Origin of the sequence: Citrobacter europaeus, assembly GCA_020099315.1 — a bacterium.
Lineage (GTDB): Bacteria > Pseudomonadota > Gammaproteobacteria > Enterobacterales > Enterobacteriaceae > Citrobacter > Citrobacter europaeus.
Map to the genome: position 1 here is coordinate 2,502,323 of CP083650.1, position 14,595 is coordinate 2,516,917.

Sequence of the window (14,595 nt, forward strand, 5' to 3'; positions counted from 1 at the left end):
GATATCTAAAAAAACATAACAACATGCATTGTCGGGCAGGAAAATGAATATCTCTTTGAGAAGGTCCACTCTCGCGTTACTCGCATCATCATTGTTATTAACGATTGGCCGTGGCGCCACGCTGCCATTTATGACTATCTACCTCAGTCGACAGTACAACCTGAGCGTCGACCTGATCGGTTATGCGATGACGGTCGCTCTGACCATTGGCGTGGTGTTCAGCCTTGGCTTTGGTATTCTGGCCGACAAGTTCGATAAAAAACGCTACATGCTGCTGGCTATCTGCGGCTTTGCATCAGGCTTTATTGCTATTCCACTGGTGCATAACGTGGTGGTGGTGGTTCTGCTTTTCGCTCTGATCAACTGCGCCTACTCCGTCTTCGCCACGGTTTTGAAGGCCTGGTTTGCCGATAACCTCTCCGCGACCAACAAAACGAAAATTTTCTCGCTTAACTATACCGTGCTGAACATTGGCTGGACCGTTGGCCCACCGCTGGGCACGCTGCTGGTGATGCAAAGCATTAACCTGCCGTTTTGGCTCGCTGCGGCTTGTTCAGCCCTACCACTGGTGTTTATCCAGACCTGGGTAAAACGTTCACCGGCAGCATCAGAAGGTTTAAACGCCGCGGTTTGGTCCCCCTCGGTACTACTACGCGACAGAGCATTATGCTGGTTTACGCTATCCGCATTCCTGGCGTCATTCGTTAGCGGCGCGTTTGCGTCCTGTATTTCACAATACGTCATGGTGGTTGCTGACGGCGATTTTGCCGAGAAGGTGGTGGCAGTGGTTCTGCCCGTCAACGCCGCTATTGTGGTATCACTGCAATATGCCTTCGGCCGCAGGCTCACCGCCACGAATATCCGCCCGTTAATGACGGTGGCGACGCTGTTCTTTGTGGTTGGCCTGGTTGGCTTCACCTTCTCCGGTAATAGTCTGTTGTTATGGGGGATATCTGCCGCCTTTTTCACTATTGGTGAAGTTATTTACGCGCCAGGTGAATACATGCTCATCGACAACATCGCGCCAACTGGCATGAAAGCCAGTTACTTTTCCGCTCAGTCGTTAGGCTGGCTGGGCGCAGCGGTAAACCCATTAGTCAGCGGCGTCATTTTAACTACATTGCCGCCGTGGTCGCTGTTTGTGGCGCTGATGGTCGCAATCATCCTTGCCTGGGCGCTAATGATAAAAGGCATGCGCACCAAACCCTGGGGACAGACAGCGGTCTGCTAATGAGTAAAGCGACAGAGCCGAAGCCGCTCTGTCGCATATTTCAAATGGCGACCAGTCCCCGGACGCCCTCGGTCTCCATATTTTTGCCGTCGCCGCTTTGAATAATAATGCCGCGCGACATAATCAGATATTTATCGGCCAACTGCTGCGCAAAATCATAGAACTGCTCCACCAGTAAAATGGCCATATCTCCCCGGTGCGCCAGTTGAGAAATCACCTGACCAATCTCTTTAATCACTGACGGCTGGATCCCCTCAGTGGGTTCATCGAGGATCAACAGCTGCGGGCGACTTGCCAGCGCCCGTCCAATCGCCAGTTGCTGCTGTTGCCCACCGGACAAATCACCGCCCCGCCGGTGCTTCATCTCCTGTAAAACCGGAAAGAGCGCGTAGATATCATCCGGAACGCATCGGGCCTCCTGTGCTGAAAAACGGGAAAGGCCGAGCAACAGATTCTCTTCCACCGTCAGACGTGGAAAAATATCGCGCCCCTGTGGGACATACGCCACACCGGCCCTGACCCGCTGATGTGGTTTCCACTGAGTGACATTTTTTTCCTGCCAGAGCACGCTTCCACTACGGGCAGGAATAAGCCCCATCAGGCACTTCAGAAGCGTCGTTTTCCCCACGCCGTTACGCCCCAGCAGACATGTCACCTCGCCGATACGCGCGTCAAAGTTCACACCTCGCAGAATATGACTGCCACCATAATATTGATTCAGTTCTTTCACCTGCAGCATCTGCACCCCTTAACGTCCGAGATAAACTTCAATAACCTGCTCATTGGCCTGCACTTCACGCAGACTCCCCTGAGCCAGTACACGTCCCTGATGTAATACCGTGACGCGATCGGCGATGGTTTCGACAAATCCCATATCGTGTTCAACAACCATCAGGGAGTGCTTCCCGGCAAGCTGGCGAAACAGCTCCGCCGTGTATTCCGTCTCCGCATCCGTCATACCCGCAGCAGGCTCATCCAGCAGCAGTAAATGAGGTTCCTGAACCAGCAGCATGCCAATTTCAAGAAATTGTTTCTGCCCGTGCGAAAGCAGCCCGGCGCGACGGGCCCGCTCGTTACCCAGGCGCAACAGCGCCAGTATTTCATCAATACGATCCCGCTGTTCGCCTGTTAGGCGCGCCCGTAGAGAGCCCCAGACAGATTTATCGCTTTTCAGCGCCAGCTCCAGGTTCTCCTCCACCGTTAACGCTTCAAATACCGTGGGCTTCTGAAATTTCCGCCCAATCCCCTGACGTGCAATGGCGATGGGATCCAGCGTTGTTAAGTCGGTTGACTGATCGTATATCGCACGACCGCTTTGCGGCCTGGTTTTGCCGGTAATGACATCCATTAGCGTCGTTTTTCCGGCGCCGTTGGGACCAATGATGCAACGCAACTCCCCAACGCCAATATTGAGCGTGAGATCCGTTAACGCCTGAAATCCATCGAAATTAACGTTAATTTTTTCCAGCTGTAACACGGGGTCCGTTTGGTCGCGAAACCGATCCCCAGGCATCTGGCGAGTGAAAAGTCCTTCATCTGGCTGCATTATTTGTCTCCCTTGCGAAACAGGCCAATCACGCCGCGAGGTAAAAAAAGCGTAACGCCGATAAAGATCAGGCCAAGAAACAGCTGCCAGTATTCCGGCATGATGACGGTAAACAGGCTTTTAGCGCCATTCACCAGTACGGCGCCAAAAACCGGGCCGATCAGGGTTCCACGCCCGCCGAGCGCAACCCAAATCGCCGCTTCAATCGAGTTAGTCGGCGACATTTCGCTGGGGTTAATGATTCCCACCTGTGGAACATACAGCGCACCCGCCAGACCGCACAGCACGGCGGAAAGCGTCCACACCAGCAGCTTGAAACCTTTTGGATCGTATCCACAAAACATCAGACGATTCTCGGCGTCGCGTACGGCAGTCAGAATACGACCAAACTTACTGCGGGCCAGCGCCAGCCCCAGCCATATTGCCAGAACCAGCAGCAGGACTGTCGCCAGAAACAGCGCAATACGGGTTGAGGTCGCGGTCACCGGGAATCCCAGAATGGTGGTAAAGCCAGTAAAACCGTTATTTCCTCCAAAGCCGGTTTCGTTACGGAAAAACAGCAGCATTCCGGCGAAAGTCAGAGCCTGGGTCATGATGGAAAAATAGACCCCTTTGATTTTTGAACGGAAGGCAAACCAACCAAATACCAGGGCCAGCAGGCCCGGCACCAGCACAACCAGCAGCATCGCCCAGATAAAGTGTTGCGTCCCCCACCAAAACCAGGGCAGCTCGGTCCACGACAGGAACGACATAAAGGCCGGTAACTCTTCGCCGGAGGCCTGACGCATCAGGTACATTCCCATCGCATAGCCCCCAAGCGCAAAGAAGATACCGTGGCCCAGCGAAAGCATTCCCGCATAACCCCACACCAGATCCAGCGCGACCGCCACAATGGCATAGCAGAGAATTTTTCCGGCCAGCGTCAGCGTCCACACCGATATGGCCAGCGGATGTTCCGCAGGTAACAGCGCCAGAAACGGCAGAACAATCAACGCGAGCAATAAGCACAGTCCCAGGACGCGTGTCGCCCGCGGCGCTTTACGCGCCAGCGTCAATGTCATTGGCATCGTCATCAGTCAATAACCCTCCCTTTTAGCGCGAACAGCCCTTGAGGACGTTTCTGAATAAACAGAATAATCAGCACCAGAATCATAATTTTGCCGAGAACCGCCCCCACCTGAGGCTCAAGAATTTTGTTGAAGATCCCCAGCCCAAACGCGGCGGCCACACTCCCGGCGAGTTGCCCAACACCGCCCAGCACCACCACAAGAAACGAATCGATAATGTAGCTTTGCCCCAGTTCCGGTCCTACGTTGCCTAATTGCGAGAGCGCGACGCCCCCCAGCCCGGCAATCCCTGAACCAAGACCAAAAGCCAGCATATCGACGCGTCCGGTAGGTACGCCGCAGCAGGCCGCCATATTGCGATTTTGCGTCACTGCACGCACGCGCAGCCCGAGACGCGTTTTATTCAACAACAGCCAGGTGAAGAACAGCACCAGCATGGCAAAGCCAAGCACCACAATTCGGTTCCACGGCAAAATCAGATTGGCATAAACCTGAATGCCGCCGGAAAGCCATGCCGGATTGGCGACTTCAAGGTTTTGCGCGCCGAAGGTCATACGCACCAACTGGATCAGCATCAGACTGATCCCCCATGTCGCCAGCAGTGTTTCGAGTGGACGTCCGTATAAATGGCGAATCACCCCGCGCTCGAGCAGCATTCCCACCGCCGCGGTAAGTAAAAAGGCGACCGGAAGCGCAATAACCGGATACCAGGCCAACCATTGCGGGAAAAACTGGCCGATAATCTGTTGCACCATCCAGGTACAGTAAGCGCCAAGCATTAACATCTCGCCATGCGCCATATTAATGACGCCGAGTAGCCCGTAGGTAATAGCCAGCCCCAGTGCCGCCAACAGCAAAATTGAGCCCAGCGACAGCCCCATAAATGCCTGTCCAAGAAGATCGCCAACCTTCATGCGATGCGCGATGGAATTCAGGCTTTCGCCAGCGGCCGCACGAACGCGCGCATCAGGTTCATGTTCAGCCTGGGTGAATGGCAGCAGGCGTGCCTGGGTTTCAGGATCGTTTGACGCCCCGAGAAGTTCGATGGCCTGCCGTCTGACCTCTGGCAAGGTGCTGGTTAGTTGCAGGTTTGCCAGTGCAATCTCCAGCGCGGATTTCACGCCAGCATCTGGCTCCCGGGCCAGTTGTTGCTGCAAAAACGGCAGCATGCCCGGCTGTGCCTCACGTTGTAATGTACGTGCTGCCCCTTTTCTCATGGTGACACTGTCACTTAAAAGTTGATGAACGGCCCACGTTCCGGCCACCAGATTACGCAGGCGGTTAGTCAGGCGGACTTTTTTAAGCTCGCCGGACGGAGATGCCGCGACTCCTAACGGCTGTACGTGCGAGTCGTCCACGATGAACGCATTTTTCGCGTCATCGGTCAGCAGGTTCTCATCTCGCAGCGCGCTAAGCAGCGGCATACGCTGAACGTCTGGATTCACCGCCCATTGTTCAAGCAAGGCGGCCTGCTGAGTTCGGCTGCCGGCGGTAAAGGTATCGGCATCTGCGGCCTGCGCTATCCACGGCATAAACCACATCAGCAACAGCACACCACGAATAAAACGCATAGCTTTCATAAGCGTTCTCCAAAGCGTTGCCCTCCCGCGGGAGGGCGTAAGATCAGTTGCTGGCGGTTTTCACGGGCTGGTCAGATTTTTTATCATTACCGGCGATGTACGGACTCCACGGCTGGGCGCGGACCGGCTCATCGGTTTGCCACACCACGTTAAACTGGCCGTTGCCTTCAATCTCGCCAATCATGACGGGTTTATGCAGGTGATGGTTGGTTGCATCCATGGTCAGGGTAAAACCTGATGGCGCAGCGAATGATTGCCCCGCCATAGCGGCGCGAACTTTATCCACATCGGTAGTTCCGGCTTTTTCTACCGCTTGCGCCCACATATGCAGGCCTACCCAGGTGGCTTCCATAGGATCGTTCGTTACCACCGAATCCGCGTTTGGTAGCTTATGGGCTTTGGCATACGCCCGATAATCCGCGACGAACTTTTTATTGGCCGCATTATCTACGGACTCAAAGTAGTTCCACGCAGCAAGGTTGCCCACCAGCGGTTTGGTATCAATTCCTCGTAATTCCTCCTCACCCACGGAGAATGCCACCACCGGAACATCGGTGGCTTTCAGCCCCTGGTTCGCTAACTCTTTATAGAATGGAACGTTAGAATCCCCGTTGATGGTTGATACCACCGCCGTTTTCCCCCCTGCGGCGAATTTTTTAATACTGGCGACAATGGTCTGGTAATCGCTGTGTCCGAATGGGGTATACACCTCTTCGATGTCTTTATCGGCAACGCCTTTCGAATGCAAAAAGGCGCGTAAAATTTTGTTAGTCGTACGCGGATAGACATAGTCCGTACCCAGCAGGTAGAAGCGCTTAGCGCTGCCGCCGTCCTCACTCATCAGGTACTCAACCGCCGGGATCGCCTGTTGGTTAGGCGCCGCGCCGGTATAGAAGACGTTAGGCGACATCTCCTCACCTTCATATTGCACCGGGTAAAACAGCAGACCGTTTAATTCTTCAAACACCGGTAAAACAGATTTACGCGAAACCGATGTCCAGCAGCCGAAAACCACCGCCACCTTATCCTGACTCAGCAACTGACGTGCTTTTTCAGCAAATAACGGCCAGTTCGAGGCCGGGTCAACCACTACAGGCTCCAGCTTTTTACCCAACACACCACCCTTCGCATTGATTTCATCAATGGTCATCAACGCCACATCTTTCAGCGGCGTTTCGGAAATAGCCATCGTGCCGGATAACGAATGCATGATGCCAACTTTAATGGTGTCGGCTGCCTGAACGGTAAAACTCATTCCCATTGCTACTACAGAGGCGGAAAGCGCAAAAGCTTTTAAAAATGTACGACGCTGCATAGTTTCACTCCTGAAATTAGACTTGCTGAAAGCTCCGGTGCAGCCGGGCAGACAAAACGGTGCAAATAAAGGGTATTCAGAAGTGATAAGGCAAAAACGATGCCAGATATTAAAACATCACATAAAATCAATAGATTAGCGCATCGTTTACAAAGATTAGTATTAAAATCTCCCACCAGAAGGATTAATCAAACGAAAAATTGAACCACCATGAGACAACTCTGCATTATAAACGTGCAACAATCTGTGTCTGCAGCACACCGTGATAACGGCGTCTCCGGGTTGAAAAGCAGGGTTATTTGCCTACAGATAAATGTGTCTCGTCACTATTATTTATTTTTCCCGACGCCATCACGTCAAAATTTTACTTTTCAGCCAAAATAATCACACAGTTCAGCCTTTGTTTAAGATTGAATTGCTACTATAGTCATAAGCGAGGTGAACTTAAGGTAAGAGAGGAAACTCACAGATAAAGGAGCATTTACTATGCTGGGTAATATGAATATTTTTATGGCTGTTCTGGGAATTATTTTATTTTCCGGTTTCCTGGCCGCGTATTTTAGCCACAGATGGGATGATTGATGAACGGAGATAGTCCTGCACCGACCCGGCCCCTTGTAGCGTAACTGCACAAGGGGCCATTTTTTTTACCTGAATCGCCCTCCTGGCACTTTTTCCCTGGTTTACAGATAAAAAAAACCGCCGGATAAACCAGCGGTGAATGCTTGCATGGATAGATTTGTGTTTTGCTTTTATACGCTATCTGGCAATTCCCTGCGAAGATAACGGATATTTGACTAATCTATCATCGACAACCCCAATGAAAGTTAAACGAAACGCAACTACCTTGAAACGGTGTTCGCAAATCTCACGCGCTCAAGGGGTATGAGATCTCATCACTGGCGTCAACCAGAGTGATCCGCTCGCGTTCATCCATGAACATACAGCGATTCCTGCCGGTCTGTTTTCCTTGATACATCGCGTTATCAGCCCGACCAAGAGCGGTATCCAGCGCTTCTCCCTGTTGAACTCGTGTTATTCCAGCCGTTACCGTGATTCCGATCTCTCCATCAGCATAGGGTATTTTTTTCTGGCCAATAAGCTGACACAATCGCAAACCTGCCTGGCAAGCCTGTTCATCCGTTTTTGTGCGGATGATGATAATAAACTCTTCACCACCGTAGCGGTAAGCCACCTCATCATATCGTGTCCATGACAACAAATTTGATGCCAGAGCGCGTAGTACCACGTCCCCCACCAGGTGACCATAAGTATCGTTAATGTGCTTAAAACGGTCGATGTCCAGCAACAAGATATAGAGATTAAGCGGCTCGGCATCGAGTAACTGCTGGTCAAAAGACTCATCGAGCATTCTTCTACCGGGTAAGCCTGTTAATACATCGATATTACTGCGGATGTTCAGTAAATATATTTTGTAGTCCATTACAGCAGACGTAAATGCCAGTAACGCGTCCTGGAAGCTGTCGAAATGCCATGAATGGCTACGATTCTCCACTATTGCCAATAGCAACTCCTTTCCTAATAAATGCATCTTTTCATGGGCTGCATTTATCTTACTTACATAACTACAATCATCCTCATTGTGCAATGGATGATAATTAAGCCACTGTCCAAATTGACAAACAAAATGAGAGTTGTCACCTACAATATCCGGCTGAGTGACATCGGAGGACACAACGCAGCGGAACATTTTCACCATCCATTTATAGTGAGCATCAATGGACTTGTTCAATGCTAGCAAAATCGCATCTATTTCCGCCGTATTTTTCATCATCACGACCTCCCTCCCTGTTCGAGCGTCTCAGATGTAATTATCTTAACGACAAAAAAGAAAATTTATGTAAATTTTTTAATAGTAGTTATTAGACAACAAATTAACGCCTCCTTCATTATAGGTCGCAAGATGATTGAAACTCACATTTAACCATTAAATATCAATGAGATATATTAATCACCCCTTTCCTTGTTTCATATTTAATGAAACGAAAACATATCAAGCAAAACAATATACAACTCGGACAGCATAGTTAAAATGAGAATAAGCGTTATCAATTGGAACGATGAACACAAGATAAAAAACCGGGCATCACGCCCGGTTCTTCTCGTCATCTAAACAAACCTTACGCGCTCAAACCACGATGTTTGAGCATCGGCTCCATTTGTGGATCGCGTCCGCTCCAGTGGCGATAAAGCACAGCTAAATCAGTGCTATTCCCGCGCGACAAAATCGCATCGCGGAATTTCTGCCCGTTTTCCCGGGTTAATCCGCCCTGCTCTACAAACCACTGATAGCCGTCGTCGGCCAGCATTTGCGTCCACAGGTAGGCGTAATAACCAGCGGCATAGCCGCCGCCGAAAATATGGGCAAAATAACTACTGCGATAACGTGGCGGCACGGCCTTGAGATCCAACCCTTCGGCCACCAGCGCCTGCTGTTCAAATTGATCGACCGGATGACATGCGTCGCTCATTTCCAGAGAGTGCCAGCGCATATCCAGCAATGCGGCGCTGAGCAGTTCAGTCATGTCGTAACCTTTGTTAAACAAACTTGCCTGCTGCATTTTATCTCGCAATGCCTGCGGCATGTGCTCCCCGGTATCAACATGCCGGGCAAAACGGGAAAAGACTTGCGGATGACTCGCCCAGTGCTCGTTGATCTGCGAAGGGAACTCGACAAAATCCCGCGGAGTATTGGTTCCTGAAAGTGTGGCATAACGCTGAGTGGCAAACAGACCGTGCAACGTATGTCCAAACTCATGAAATAACGTAATAACATCATCCCACAGCAGTAACGCGGGCTGCTCTTTTGCAGGTTTTTGATAATTACAGACGTTGTAAATAACCGGTCTGGTTTCGTTAAGTAGCGATTGCTCAACAAAATTACCCATCCAGGCTCCACCGCTTTTTGATTCCCGGGCAAAGAAATCACCGTAAAATAACGCCAACCCTATGCCATCATGATCGAATATTTCCCATACCCGTACATCCGGGTGATAAACAGGAATGTCGAATCGCTCCACGAATTTGATGCCATAGAGCTGATTGGCCGTCCAGAAAACGCCCTCGTTCAGTACCGAATCCAGGGAAAAATAAGGTTTGAGCTGAGCCTCATCAAGGGCATATTTCTCACGACGGACCTGCTCGGCATAAAACGACCAGTCCCAGGCCTCGGCGCTAAACTGCCCGTCTTGCTGAAAGATAACTTTCTGGATTTCAGCCTGCTCATCTAACGCTCGCGCTCGCGCGGCCGGAACAATAGACCGCATGAATGTCAGTGCCGCTTCCGGCGTTTTTGCCATCTGGTCGGCAATTTTCCATGCAGCGTAATTAGCAAAACCGAGCAGTTTCGCCTGCTGCATCCGGATCTCCACCAGTCGCTGAATAATAGCCCGAGTGTCGTTAGCATCATTGTTTTCAGCCCGTGTCCATGCGCGGGTGAAAAGATTTTCACGGGTCTGACGATCGCGTAATACCGCAAGCGCTGGTTGCTGAGTGGTGTTTAATAACGGGATAACCCAACGCGCTTCAAGCCCTTTTTCCCTTGCAGTTTCGGCGGCAACAGCAATTTCCTCTGTGCTGAGCCCGTCCAGATGCCGGACATCATCCACCACCATAGCACCAGACTTGTTCGCCGCCAGCAGGCGTTGATTAAACTGGCTGGTCAGCGTGGCTGACTCCGTATTAAGCGCTTTAAGGCGGGCTTTATCCGTCTCATTCAGACAGGCGCCGGCCAATACAAAACGCTGGTAGACGACTTCCAGCAGGCGTATTGATTCGCTATCCAGTCCTGAGGAACTGCGCCGTTGCCAGACGTTTTCGACGCGGGCGAAAAGCGCACTATTGAGATAGATATCATTGGCAAGGCTCGCCAACTCTGCGGAAAACTCTTCGTCAAGGCGTTGTAGTTCATCGTTGGTGTGCGCCGCCGTCATCGCAAAGAAAACGCTGGTCACCCGCGTGAGCAGCGCGCCACTTTGCTCAAGCGCCAGTAAAGTATTCGCAAAATCAGGGCGCTGCGGGTTTTGCACAATCCCTGCGATCTCTGCGCGCTTTTGACGCACACCTTCATCGAACGCAGGACGATAATGTTGCACGTCAATCTGATCAAACTGCGGCGCCTGATAAGGTAATGTGCTGTGGTGTAAAAAAGGATTCGTTAACGACATCTTTCACTCCTGAAAACGATTTGTTTACCAGAGTAGACTTCCCACGAATCGACCGCAATCGTGTTAAGCAGCAATAGCTCTGAACGGAAGTGACGTGCTATGGTAGTACTACATAAAAAGCGTTGAGGAACAGTGAGATGATCGTTTTAGTAACCGGAGCAACCGCAGGTTTTGGTGAGTGCATTACGCGTCGTTTTATTGAGAATGGGCATAAAGTTATTGCCACCGGACGCCGCCAGGAGCGCCTGCAGGAACTCAAAGATGTGTTGGGTGACCGTCTCTATACTGCGCAACTGGACGTACGTAATCGTGCATCAATTGAAGAGATGCTGGACGCCTTACCTGCTGAATGGCGCAATATTGATATTCTGGTCAACAACGCGGGTCTGGCGCTGGGCCTTGAGCCTGCTCATAAAGCCAGCATTGAAGACTGGGAAAATATGATCGACACCAACAACAAAGGCCTGGTTTATATGACCCGTGCTGTTCTGCCTGGTATGGTTGAGCGCAACCGCGGTCATATTATCAATATTGGTTCTACGGCGGGCAGTTGGCCATACGCTGGCGGTAACGTCTATGGTGCAACCAAGGCGTTTGTTCGCCAGTTTAGCCTGAATTTACGTACTGACTTACACGGTACTGCGATTCGCGTCACCGACATTGAACCGGGTCTGGTTGGCGGTACGGAGTTCTCAAATGTCCGTTTCAAAGGCGATGACGCTAAAGCTGAAAAAGCTTACGAAAATACCACAGCGCTGACCCCGCAAGATGTCACTGAAGCGGTATGGTGGGTGGCGTCTTTACCCGCTCATGTCAACATTAACACCCTTGAAATGATGCCTGTGGCACAGTCTTTTGCCGGACTGAGTATTCATCGTGGCTAATTTCTCTGCCCGGCCTTGCGCCGGGTATAGATAGCCTGAAATAAGTGATAAAATACCTGGGTTAACTCTCTAAAAAGTAAGAATGAATGACCGTAGAAACGCAGCTCAACCCTACACAGCCAGTAAATCAACAGATTTACCGTATTCTTCGTCGTGATATCGTGCATTGTCTGATTGCGCCCGGTACCCCGTTGTCGGAGAAAGAGGTTTCCGTACGCTTTAATGTGTCACGCCAGCCGGTACGAGAAGCATTCATTAAACTGGCAGAGAATGGCCTGATTCAGATCCGTCCGCAGCGTGGCAGCTACGTGAATAAAATTTCGCTGTCGCAGGTACAAAACGGCTGTTTTGTTCGCCAGGCAATTGAATGTGCCGTGGTCCGCCGCGCCGCATCATTGATCACCGATAAACAGTGTTATCAGCTCGAGCAAAACCTGCATCAGCAGCGCATTGCGATTGACCGCAAGCAAATTAATGATTTCTTCCAGCTTGATGACGAGTTTCATCAGAAACTGGCTCTCATCGCCGAGTGCCAGCTTGCCTGGGACACCGTCGAGAATATTAAGGCCACGATCGACCGCGTTCGTTATATGAGCCTGGATCATATTTCCCCGCCAGAAATGCTGCTGCGTCAGCATCACGATATCTTTGCCGCACTTGAGAAACATGATGGCGATGCCGTTGAGCGTGCAATGATGCTGCACCTCCAGGAAATTGGTGAGTCCGTTCAGTTGATCCGTCAGGAAAATAGCGACTGGTTCAGCGAAGATTAATACCACACTCACCTCACATCGAGGTGAGTTTCTCCTGTATGTTTCCCTCTCCCGCACATCTGCATAAAAAAAGCTGTGATTTTGATCGAAAACAAAAAAAATCATTAACGAGAAGCGTATTTATATTGCGCCCGTTACGTGGGACTAAAAGCCCACGGGCTTTGACGGTAAGTTGGAAAGGAGAAAACACCATGAAAACATACGATCGTAACCGCAACGCAATCACCACTGGCAGCCGCGTCATGATTAGCGACTCCGGACTCACAGGCCGCATTACAGCGATAGATACCGATGGCCTGACCGCTGAGCAAATTCGCCGCGGAAAAACAGTGGAAATCGAAGGGTGTGAAGGTAAATATGCCCCCCTCGAACTGATTCGTTTGGGCATGAACTAATTGGTGTGAATGCCAGAAAACAATGCGCCATCTGGCCCGTTTACAGCCAGATGGCGACCTGAAAGGTGTTCTTCTTTACTTCAGTTTTGCAGCATACTTCGCAACCGTTGCCTTCGCCCCTTCTGCCAGTAAAGCAAGATACGCTTGTGTGACCTGGTTTTTGAACCGTTCAACCTGCGGCAGTTCACGCCCAAATATAGCATCGATAGCCAGCAGCGCCTGAACGCGCTCTTCACCTTCGTTACTGCTACGCACTGCATTCTGGATCACCGGCAACAGTGGATCGCTAATTTCAATCGCCTGGCCCTGTTCATCCACACCGCCGACGTAGCGCATCCAGCCTGCCACGCCCAGGGCCAGTAACTCAAAGCAGCTACCGTGTACAATGTGCCAGCGAACGGAATCAAGCATACGCTGCGGCAATTTTTGACTGCCATCCATAGCAATCTGCCAGGTACGATGACGCAGTGCCGGGTTGCTGTAGCGCTCAATTAACAGATCGGCATAGTGCTGTAGATCCACGCCCTTAACTTTCAGGGTTGGCGCTTGTTCCTGCAGCATCAGCGCGCGGGCGGCAAGACGATAGTTTTCATCGCCCATACAGTCGTTAATGTGCTGATACCCAGCCAGATAGCCAAGATAAGCAAGAAAAGAGTGACTGCCGTTAAGCATACGCAGTTTCATCTCTTCAAACGGAATAACATCAGCGACCAGCTCCGCGCCAGCCTTCTCCCATTCAGGGCGACCGGCGACAAAGTTATCTTCAATAACCCACTGACGGAACGGTTCGCATGCCACGCCTGCCGGGTCGCGAACGCCGGTGATGCGTTCAATTTTGTCCAGCGTATCCTGGGTAACCGCCGGGACGATGCGGTCAACCATTGTTGAAGGGAATGTCACATGTTGTTCAATCCACGCAGCCAGATCAGCATCTACCGCCCGGGCATACGCAGTGACAACATTGCGCATCACATGACCGTTTTCTGGCATGTTGTCGCAAGACATCACGGTAAAGGCGCCTAAACCCGCACCTTTGCGACGCGCAAGAGCCTCAACAACAACGCCTGGCGCAGTTTTTGGTTGTGTAGGGTTTTGCAGATCGGCGGCAATCATTGGGTTGTCTAACATCAATTGACCGGTCGCCGGAGAGTGGCAATATCCTTTCTCGGTGATGGTCAGGGAAACGATCGCAACCTGCGGTTCGCACATCGCGGCCAGTACGCTTTCCAGACCATCAACCTGCGCATGCAGGGCATTTTTCACCACGCCCACGACTCTTGCAGTCCAGGCATCCGCAGACATTTCTGCAACGGTATACAGATTATCTTGCTGTTTGAGATCGGCAATCTGCTGCTCACCGCCAATCAGGTTCACTTCGCAATAACCCCAGTCACTGTCATGTTCTGCAGCCAGAATATCAGCGTAAACCCCCTGATGTGCGCGGTGAAACGCGCCAAAACCCAGATGGACAATACGCGGAACCAGTTTTGTACGATCGTAGTCGGGAAGCACAGCCTTTGCTGCCAGGAGCTTGTTTTGCATGGTATGGCCTACTTATCAATGGAATCAGGACTGTCTCAGAGTAACGCCTGTATGGTTGTATGTTTTGATTTGCAT

The 14,595-nt window shown here is 51.2% G+C and carries 13 protein-coding genes; 5 read left to right on the forward strand and 8 right to left on the reverse strand.

Annotated elements, in window-relative coordinates:
- The first annotated feature begins 43 nt into the window (after positions 1 to 43).
- A complete protein-coding gene (ydeE, locus tag LA337_11825) occupies positions 44 to 1,231 on the forward strand; it encodes an efflux MFS transporter YdeE (protein ID UBI18322.1) in 1,188 nt (395 codons plus the stop codon).
- Positions 1,232 to 1,271: 40 nt separating this feature from the next.
- On the opposite strand, the gene urtE is transcribed toward ydeE, so the two are convergent.
- Genes urtE through urtA form a run of 5 tightly spaced genes read right to left on the reverse strand, consistent with a single transcriptional unit; the run spans position 1,272 to position 6,739 of the window.
- Complete coding sequence (gene urtE, locus LA337_11830; protein ID UBI18323.1) at positions 1,272 to 1,970, reverse strand: urea ABC transporter ATP-binding subunit UrtE; 699 nt, start codon at positions 1,968 to 1,970, stop codon at positions 1,272 to 1,274.
- Positions 1,971 to 1,979: 9 nt separating this feature from the next.
- Positions 1,980 to 2,777 carry an urea ABC transporter ATP-binding protein UrtD gene (gene urtD / locus LA337_11835; GenBank protein UBI18324.1) on the reverse strand — a complete coding sequence of 266 codons (798 nt, stop codon included), beginning with the start codon at positions 2,775 to 2,777 and terminating at the stop codon, positions 1,980 to 1,982.
- Positions 2,777 to 3,850, reverse strand: a complete 1,074-nt coding sequence (urtC, locus tag LA337_11840; GenBank protein ID UBI18325.1) for an urea ABC transporter permease subunit UrtC — start codon at positions 3,848 to 3,850, stop codon at positions 2,777 to 2,779. Before urtC ends, urtD begins: the two co-directional genes overlap by 1 nt.
- Positions 3,850 to 5,424, reverse strand: a complete 1,575-nt coding sequence (gene urtB, locus LA337_11845) for an urea ABC transporter permease subunit UrtB (protein UBI18326.1) — start codon at positions 5,422 to 5,424, stop codon at positions 3,850 to 3,852. Before urtB ends, urtC begins: the two co-directional genes overlap by 1 nt.
- A gap of 43 nt (positions 5,425 to 5,467) precedes the next feature.
- Positions 5,468 to 6,739: an urea ABC transporter substrate-binding protein gene (gene urtA / locus LA337_11850; GenBank protein UBI18327.1), complete on the reverse strand. Its 1,272-nt coding sequence runs from the start codon at positions 6,737 to 6,739 to the stop codon at positions 5,468 to 5,470.
- A 486-nt stretch (positions 6,740 to 7,225) separates the two neighbouring features.
- On the opposite strand from urtA, the gene mgtS reads away from it, so the two are divergent.
- Positions 7,226 to 7,321: a protein MgtS gene (mgtS, locus tag LA337_11855; protein UBI18328.1), complete on the forward strand. Its 96-nt coding sequence runs from the start codon at positions 7,226 to 7,228 to the stop codon at positions 7,319 to 7,321.
- A 286-nt stretch (positions 7,322 to 7,607) separates the two neighbouring features.
- On the opposite strand, the gene LA337_11860 is transcribed toward mgtS, so the two are convergent.
- The gene (locus LA337_11860) at positions 7,608 to 8,534 is read right to left on the reverse strand and encodes a diguanylate cyclase (GenBank protein ID UBI18329.1); all 927 of its coding nucleotides are present in this window, start codon (positions 8,532 to 8,534) and stop codon (positions 7,608 to 7,610) included.
- 346 nt (positions 8,535 to 8,880) lie between these two features.
- Positions 8,881 to 10,926: a peptidyl-dipeptidase Dcp gene (dcp, locus tag LA337_11865; GenBank protein ID UBI18330.1), complete on the reverse strand. Its 2,046-nt coding sequence runs from the start codon at positions 10,924 to 10,926 to the stop codon at positions 8,881 to 8,883.
- A gap of 137 nt (positions 10,927 to 11,063) precedes the next feature.
- Between dcp and ydfG the strand changes: the two genes are divergently transcribed.
- The 3 genes from ydfG to ydfZ all read left to right on the forward strand — a co-directional run bounded on the left by ydfG (position 11,064) and on the right by ydfZ (position 12,978).
- Entirely contained in the window at positions 11,064 to 11,810 is a 747-nt protein-coding gene (gene ydfG / locus LA337_11870; protein ID UBI18331.1) for a bifunctional NADP-dependent 3-hydroxy acid dehydrogenase/3-hydroxypropionate dehydrogenase YdfG, read from the forward strand.
- Positions 11,811 to 11,896: 86 nt separating this feature from the next.
- Positions 11,897 to 12,583, forward strand: coding sequence for a GntR family transcriptional regulator (locus LA337_11875; GenBank protein ID UBI18332.1), 687 nt, complete (start codon positions 11,897 to 11,899; stop codon positions 12,581 to 12,583).
- A 191-nt stretch (positions 12,584 to 12,774) separates the two neighbouring features.
- Complete coding sequence (gene ydfZ / locus LA337_11880; GenBank protein UBI18333.1) at positions 12,775 to 12,978, forward strand: putative selenium delivery protein YdfZ; 204 nt, start codon at positions 12,775 to 12,777, stop codon at positions 12,976 to 12,978.
- Positions 12,979 to 13,053: 75 nt separating this feature from the next.
- Here the strand turns inward: ydfZ and LA337_11885 are convergent, their stop codons facing one another.
- A complete protein-coding gene (locus tag LA337_11885; GenBank protein ID UBI18334.1) occupies positions 13,054 to 14,520 on the reverse strand; it encodes a mannitol dehydrogenase family protein in 1,467 nt (488 codons plus the stop codon).
- Positions 14,521 to 14,595 lie beyond the last annotated feature (75 nt).

What these genes read in the sequence shown, in the direction of transcription:
- ydeE (UBI18322.1), top strand. Translation starts at nt 44, where the DNA reads ATGAATATCTCTTTGAGAAGGTCCACTCTCGCGTTACTCGCATCATCA.
- urtE (UBI18323.1), bottom strand. Translation starts at nt 1,970, where the DNA reads ATGCTGCAGGTGAAAGAACTGAATCAATATTATGGTGGCAGTCATATT.
- urtD (UBI18324.1), bottom strand. Translation starts at nt 2,777, where the DNA reads ATGCAGCCAGATGAAGGACTTTTCACTCGCCAGATGCCTGGGGATCGG.
- urtC (UBI18325.1), bottom strand. Translation starts at nt 3,850, where the DNA reads ATGACGATGCCAATGACATTGACGCTGGCGCGTAAAGCGCCGCGGGCG.
- urtB (UBI18326.1), bottom strand. Translation starts at nt 5,424, where the DNA reads ATGAAAGCTATGCGTTTTATTCGTGGTGTGCTGTTGCTGATGTGGTTT.
- urtA (UBI18327.1), bottom strand. Translation starts at nt 6,739, where the DNA reads ATGCAGCGTCGTACATTTTTAAAAGCTTTTGCGCTTTCCGCCTCTGTA.
- mgtS (UBI18328.1), top strand. Translation starts at nt 7,226, where the DNA reads ATGCTGGGTAATATGAATATTTTTATGGCTGTTCTGGGAATTATTTTA.
- LA337_11860 (UBI18329.1), bottom strand. Translation starts at nt 8,534, where the DNA reads ATGATGAAAAATACGGCGGAAATAGATGCGATTTTGCTAGCATTGAAC.
- dcp (UBI18330.1), bottom strand. Translation starts at nt 10,926, where the DNA reads ATGTCGTTAACGAATCCTTTTTTACACCACAGCACATTACCTTATCAG.
- ydfG (UBI18331.1), top strand. Translation starts at nt 11,064, where the DNA reads ATGATCGTTTTAGTAACCGGAGCAACCGCAGGTTTTGGTGAGTGCATT.
- LA337_11875 (UBI18332.1), top strand. Translation starts at nt 11,897, where the DNA reads ATGACCGTAGAAACGCAGCTCAACCCTACACAGCCAGTAAATCAACAG.
- ydfZ (UBI18333.1), top strand. Translation starts at nt 12,775, where the DNA reads ATGAAAACATACGATCGTAACCGCAACGCAATCACCACTGGCAGCCGC.
- LA337_11885 (UBI18334.1), bottom strand. Translation starts at nt 14,520, where the DNA reads ATGCAAAACAAGCTCCTGGCAGCAAAGGCTGTGCTTCCCGACTACGAT.